General features: G+C 57.9%; 5 protein-coding genes. All 5 read left to right on the forward strand.

Translation table 11 applies throughout. The features are described 5' to 3' along the window. Positions 1-1,271, forward strand: a 1,271-nt coding sequence (locus NKH36_RS34210) for an Ig-like domain-containing protein (RefSeq protein ID WP_352966202.1), incomplete at its 5' end; no start/stop codon positions are given. A 13-nt stretch (positions 1,272-1,284) separates the two neighbouring features. Beyond that, on the forward strand, positions 1,285-3,015 hold the full coding sequence (locus NKH36_RS34215) for a type I secretion system permease/ATPase (RefSeq protein WP_352966203.1): 1,731 nt from the start codon (positions 1,285-1,287) through the stop codon (positions 3,013-3,015). After that, a complete protein-coding gene (locus tag NKH36_RS34220) occupies positions 3,008-4,318 on the forward strand; it encodes an HlyD family type I secretion periplasmic adaptor subunit (RefSeq protein WP_352966205.1) in 1,311 nt (436 codons plus the stop codon). Before NKH36_RS34215 ends, NKH36_RS34220 begins: the two co-directional genes overlap by 8 nt. 1,402 nt (positions 4,319-5,720) lie before the next feature. Continuing rightward, a complete protein-coding gene (locus NKH36_RS34225; protein ID WP_352966206.1) occupies positions 5,721-5,873 on the forward strand; it encodes a hypothetical protein in 153 nt (50 codons plus the stop codon). 527 nt (positions 5,874-6,400) lie between these two features. Then, positions 6,401-6,691: a hypothetical protein gene (locus NKH36_RS34230; protein WP_352966208.1), complete on the forward strand. Its 291-nt coding sequence runs from the start codon at positions 6,401-6,403 to the stop codon at positions 6,689-6,691. Positions 6,692-6,877: the final 186 nt, after the last annotated feature.

The following is a 6,877-nucleotide window of genomic DNA, read 5'->3' on the forward strand; positions in this document are numbered from 1 at the left end:
TCGTCGTCAATCCCGACAACTCGGTCACCTACACGCCGAACGCCGACTTCAACGGCACCGACAGCTACACCTACACGGTGACCTCGGGCGGCGTCACCGAGACCGCAACGGTCAACGTCACCGTCAACGCGGTAAATGCAGCGCCGGTGGCCGTGAATGACAAGCTTGTTATATCCAATGGCACAACAGCAGTATTTTCTGCCGCTGTTCTTCTGGGCAATGATACCGACGGCGACTCGGATAAATTGCAGATAGTGTCTGTATCTGGGGCGAATGTTACGTACAACGCGGTCAGTCAAACCATAACGTACAATGCAGGCCCTCTATCGAACAATGCGGTCAATGCCGGATCCTTCACATATCAGGTATCAGATGGAAACGGAGGGCTTACCACGGGCACTGTATCGATTGATACTGTCAATGGAGACAATGTAAATCTGCTGACTCAGTACGCAACCCCAGCGTCTTATCAGGCATCTTACATCGATAGCGGCAACGGCACTGACGTCGACGACGGTGGTCCGTCAATCGACATACTCATTGGAGGCGCTGGTACAGATACCCTTCGAGGCGGTGCCGGGAGCGACATACTTCGAGGCGGTACCGGAAATGATGCAATCGATGGGCAAGGTGCGGGGACCGATATCGACCTCATCGATTTTTCAGACGGAACGGGGGCAGGGCTCAATTTCACCTTGACTCAGAGCGCGAGCAACACAGTTTTCAATGCTAGCGCCGCGAACCTTGGAACGGACACATACAGAAATATCGAAGGTGTGATCGGGACGAATTTCGCCGATACACTCACCGGGTCGGCTTTCAACGACGTGCTCATCGGCGGCGGGGGAGACGACACGATCAATGGTAACGCAGGAGCGGACCGCATCCAGGGTGGCCTCGGCAAGGACACCATGACCGGCGGTGCCAATGCGGATACATTCGTTTTCCTTGCGCCAAATGAAATGCCGATTGGATCCGGCAACCGGGACGTAATCGTCGATTTCAGCCAGGCGGAAGGCGACAAGATCGATTTGTCGACCATCGACGCAAAGACACAGGGGGGATTTGTTGGCGATCAGCCATTTACTTTCGTCGCCAATGCGACTCCTGCAATCGATCCCGGAGTCCAGGCAAACAGCATCACTTGGTATCATGATACCGCCAATAATCTCACGATCATACACGGCGATGTAGACGGGAACACAACGGCCGATTTCGAGATCCAGCTTTCGGGCCTCGTTACTCTCACGGCCGACGATTTCCATCTGTGAACGAGCACCGACGATGACCGGTCTCGGCCCGCTTAGGATGTTACGCCAGCAAGTGCGCACGCCCATCTGCGCACTTGCCCTGTTCAGTTGCGTGGTCAATCTTCTACTGATGACCGGCCCCTTGTTCATGCTGCAGGTCTATGACCGAGTACTTTCCAGCGGCAGTGTTCAAACGCTGGTAGCACTTGTAATCCTGGTCGTCGTGCTTTTCGCATTCATGGGCACGCTTGACGCCATGCGATCGCGCGTTCTTTCCCGCCTTGCCGGGCGACTCGACGAAATTCTGCGTGGACCGGTCTTTTCTGCAGTTCAATCGGATGCGTGGCGGGGCGCGGGAAACGCCGGCCCGTCGATCCGCGATCTCGAGACAATTCGCAGTTGGATCTCCGGCCCGGGACCGGCGCTGTTTTTCGATGCGCCGTTTGTGCCGCTTTATATCGGCGTGATTTTTCTGCTGCACATATGGCTCGGATGGTTCGCGGTGGGCGCTGCATTGGTGCTTGCTTGTTTTGCAGTTGCAAACGAATGGCTTACCCGAAGTCCGCAACTCGCAGCCTCCACCGCCGCCGAGTCAGCCCAGCGCCTTGCAGAAGAAAGCCGACGTCAGGCTGCGCCTGCCGTCGCGCTAGGCATGGAATCCAATCTGCGGTCGCTCTGGGAATCGAAGGTCGAAGAAGCGGTATTTCTGTCGAACGGACTTTCCGACAGGCTCGGAACCCTGTCCGCGATGTCGAAAGCGACACGACTGCTGTCACAGTCGGGCGTACTGGCCATCGGGGCCTATTTAGCCATCGGCCAGGAAATCAGCGGCGGAGTGATGGTTGCCGCGTCCATACTGCTGGCGCGCGCGCTTTCACCTATCGAGCAGGCCATCGTCCATTGGCGTAGCGTGCTGGTGGTGGTGCGGTCGTCCCGCAGGGTCGCCCAGTTGCTCAATGCCACCCAAGTAACGGCGTCGGACCCAATGGAGCTTCCCCCCCTCAGTGGAACAGTGTCGGTTTCGGATATTGTCTGTGTGGCTTCCTCACGGAAGGAACCGCTGCTTGCCGGCATCTCCTTCAAGGTGAACCCGGGTGACGGCCTTGGCATCATCGGACCCTCGGGCGCGGGCAAGACGACGCTTGCACACGCTATACTTGGAATTGCGCCTCTCGTCAGAGGCGAAATCCGGATAAGCGGCTCGACGCACGACCAGTGGAACCGCGATATTCTCGGGCGCCAACTCGGCTACTTGCCGCAGGATGCGGTGCTGTTTCCAGGTTCGGTAGCCAGAAACATCTCGCGATTCGAGCCGAATGCAGATGCGAAGGCCGTTCTTCACGCCGCCAAGCTCGCCGGCGTTCACGAACTGATCTTGTCATTCTCCAATGGATACGGGACCCTGGTCGGCCAGGGCGGCGTGGCGCTATCCGCGGGAGAGCGACAAAGAATCGCGCTGGCCCGCGCCCTCTATGGTGATCCTGCACTTGTTGTTCTTGACGAGCCTAATTCGAACCTAGACGCCGAGGGCGACCAAGCCCTTTCGCAGGCGATCAAAGCGACGCGCGACCGCGGCGCGACCATCATTGTGATCGCCCACCGCCCAAGCGCGATCAATGCCGTCAACATGCTGCTCTATCTGCGCAGCGGCAAGCAGGTCGCCTTCGGCCCGAAAGACGAGGTCCTTCGACAAGTCACCCAAGTGGTCGTACCGGGACCGCACCAAGGTAACAATGTTACCGTGATGAGGGCCGGCAATGAGTGAGGACCGCGAAAGCAATTTTTCTGTTTCGCTCAGACGGACACAACGGGCCGGAATTGTGGTCATAGCAACTCTCGTTCTCGTTCTGGGCGGCTGGGCCGCGACCGCAAGCATTTCGGGTGCGGTGATCGCGCCTGGCCAAATCGTTGTTCGCTCAAACGCGAAAAAAGTGCAGCATCTCGAGGGGGGAATTGTCCTTGAACTAAACGTGGAGAATGGCCACCGGGTGCACGCGGGCGAGGTAATCATGAGGCTTGATCCATCTGAGCCCCGTGCGCGGCTTGCAATCATCATCGCACAGTTGGCTGAATTGGAAGTCGAACTAAAGAGACTCGAGTCGGAACGCGACGGACATCCCGTGTTGGAGTTTCCTTTGGAACTTTTAAAGTTTATGCAGAAATCTGAGATTGAGCGTATATTTGACAGTCAGCAAAAGCTTAATGCGTCGCGCTTGGAAGTTGTTGCAGGAAAGAAGCGTCAACTTGCTGAACAGGTTAATCAGATCAAAAATCAGATCAGCGGCATGGAAGCCCAACTCGAAGGCAGAAAACGGCAGCTGTCAATCGCAGCTGCGGAGCTCGAGACAATGCAGGATCTGCTAAAGGATGGATTGGTTCAGAGGAACCGCGTCTTGGACCTTGAACGCGAAAAGGCAGACGTAGAGGGCGATATTGGCAGGCTCGTTGCCGAAATCGCGAAACTGAGAGGGGCTGTCAGCGAAGTGGGACTTAGAGCAATCCAGGTCGACGACGACTGGCGATCCGAAGTGCTGACTGCGATTGCGGAAGTAAGAACAAAGGTCGGATCGCTTCGTGAGCAGCGCCAAGCTGCGCAGGAGCGCATTGACCGGATCGATGTCATCGCGCCGCAGTCGGGATTCGTGCATGAGCTAGCCATTCACACGGTCGGCGGAGTGGTCGGTCCGGGCGAGACGCTGATGCTCATTGTTCCAGAGTCGGATCCGTTGGTTCTCCGTGCACGAGTCCGTCCACGTGACATTAACGCGATCTGGCTCGGCCAACCCGTGCGGGTCCGCCTGTTGTCATTCAATCAGAAAACTACACCAGAGGTGAACGGACAGGTCGCTATGATCGGCGCAGACCTCTCGACAGATGCCCAGTCCCGTATTCAATTCTTCGAAGTCGACATTGTGCTCAATTCTGCTGACCTGGCAAGGCTAGAGGCCCATGAACCGATCCGCCCCGGCATGCCTGCTGAGGCATTCATTCAGTCGGGAGAGAAAACTGCCCTGGCTTATCTGCTCAACCCGTTGACTGAACAGGTCAATAAAGCCTTCAGAGAGTAGCGATGCCGCGACGAACTCGTCCAACGCTTTGGCGGCGCGGTGCTTATAGATGCTCTGGAGGCCAGCGGTGCTCTGGATGACGAATGAGTGACTGCGGCGGCAAGCGTGCCCAGCTTGCGCGGGGCTCTACGCGGTCTGAAGCTGTTCGACAGAACTGGCTCCTGATATCGCAATCAACCGTACAGCGGCGACTGCGGCCAAAACTATGAAAACCACCGTGACCGTAAGGAAAACCGACGACGCAAGAACGGTCCCGCTCTGGTCATAGCAACTTGCGAATTCCCATGAGGCGCTACCCCTCAAATCCACGTAACGGCCTGCATGATGATCCCGCTTCAGGTGAAATGCAAGCTGATCCTAATACACGCTGAGGCTATGCGAGCCGAGTGAGTTTTCTCCGTCCAAGAGAAAAGCCCAAGAAGGCTTATCCGAACAGCGATCGCTATGGTGAGTACGGCCGGCCCCTCTACAGCGTCCGGCCTAGTCGACGGACCTGGCGAAGCGAATGCGCCTGGCCGGCGACCTTTGCTCGCCGTTGGCCTTGGAATTTTTATTTTAAGCATGTTGCCGCATTACACCCGGATCGCAACTACAAGGCCGATGGCGAGGCCCGCAAGCAGCTTGCCGGCAAAGTCTAGGGAACAGAGCACCAGGCGTCCCTGCGTTGGCGCCGCGCTAACGGCCAGGACAAACGATATGTCGAAGATGAGTATCAGGTTATCGTCGCGCTTGACTCATGGGAGGGCCGTCGTGAGCAGCGCATGCTGAATACTTGAGGAATGCCATGCGAAGGTTCATTTTTACGGCATTGTGCATCGCTGCCGGGCATCTTCAACGTGAATATGGCCATTCGTTCGGATGGTGCGCCACCATCGCCCCCAGTCTACAAGAGATGCGCCGGCAGTGTTCGCTGGTGTCCGTGCGGCTACCAGACAGTATCGATAGCCTCATGCGAAGTCGCTGACCTCGGATGTACAGGCGACGGACCTAGCCTGCCAGCGCCATTCCAACGGCTAGTCCAAGCCGATTGCAAGGCCGGTGACGAGCTTGCCGGCCGAGAGCGAAAGACGCCTAGAAGCGCGCGATTGTCCCTACGGAGCTGTGGTGGAGCTTTGGAGAGGTCATCGAAGTTCGCTTCGATAATAGGGATTTTTGGATCGGATTGGGGCGAATGTGAATCTCTTAGAGACGACTTCATCACAATGAAGGGCGACAAACTGAGAGCGTCGGGCGATGACCGGAGCACCGGAATTCCGCTGGATTGAATAGGATGTGTTGGCTGGGAAATAGCACAACAAGGCACTCCGCGAAGGTACTTGCTGAGGCCGAGCGCGCCGAACGAACAGCAAAGACGGCAAGGTTGAAATCGCTTCGAATGGCAACTCAGAGTGACTTGAAGGCCATGGATGAACTCGATTGCTCGCTATTAATCGCGGCACTGACCCAAGGCGAATTATCTGCTAAGTTTTTCACCCATTGCGATGATCGCTTTCGCAAGGGCCTCGCCTTCACGCCGGCGGGACAGGTCTGCTCGATCGCCATGCGCACCAGTTGAAGGCGGGCCAGGCGTTGCGGTGAATCGGATGTACCGGCGCCGTCGCCGCCATTCAACCGCGCCATGTCGGCGGCGCTCGTCGCTTTGTTTTCATCGCCTTGCTTTCCGCCAGCCGGCCGATCGCGCCTTTGGCAGCGACGTCGTCGTCGCTCGACGAAATGAGATCAACCGCCGAGAAATCTGTTGGGTCAGGAGTGTGATTGTCGTTGGCGGGTCGGCTTGAGACCTCATCGACATTCTGTCTGCTCTGGATAAGGGTCACAGTTCTTTTCCGCCGTTAGGGTGTCATATCGGGTGCCCGCCGAAAAGGACAAACAGCGGGCACCCGGTGAACCACCGATGAAGGGACTTTGCTCGGCGGCCCAATACCAATCCGTTGGTAAGATCTTGGTTGCCAGCCTCAGCCCTCTGTCTTTAACGCAAAGACTTCAGTCTTACTGCATCATGGACCAAAGCCCGGAGCCGGAACGAAGTGCCCGCCGGTCCCGTTGCCGACCAGTGATAATTCGAAGATAGGAGAGGTAGTCATGGCTGACGGTCCCACCGTTGTTAACTCAGGCGGAAATGGCGCCGGCACTGCCGTCGCGGTCGTTCTCGCAATTCTAGCAATAGTGATCCTGCTGTTGTTCACTGGCGTTATTAACCTCAACGGCGGGGGCACCGGAAAGGACGTCGACGTAAGGGTCGAAGTGCCCAAGGTTGAAGCGCCTACGGTCGAAGCGCCCAAGGTCGAAGCGCCAGCCGCGCCCGCTCCGGCAGAGCCGACCGCACCTGCTCCAGCAGCGCCCGCTCCGGCAGCACCGGCTAACGGCGGCTGATTGTGACATCGGATATCGGGCCCGGCGGGGGATTTCGGTGAGCACTGATTGCGGCAGCGGGCCCCGCGGGGTGGGGGGGGGGGGGCCGGGGGGCGGGCCCCCCGCGGGGGGGGGGGGGGGGGGGCCCGCGGGGGGGTGAGCGGCCGGGCGGGGGGGCTGGCCGGGCGCGGCCAACAATATTTATTT

It is taken from the genome of Mesorhizobium sp. M1312 (assembly GCF_040318115.1).
GTDB lineage: Bacteria > Pseudomonadota > Alphaproteobacteria > Rhizobiales > Rhizobiaceae > Mesorhizobium.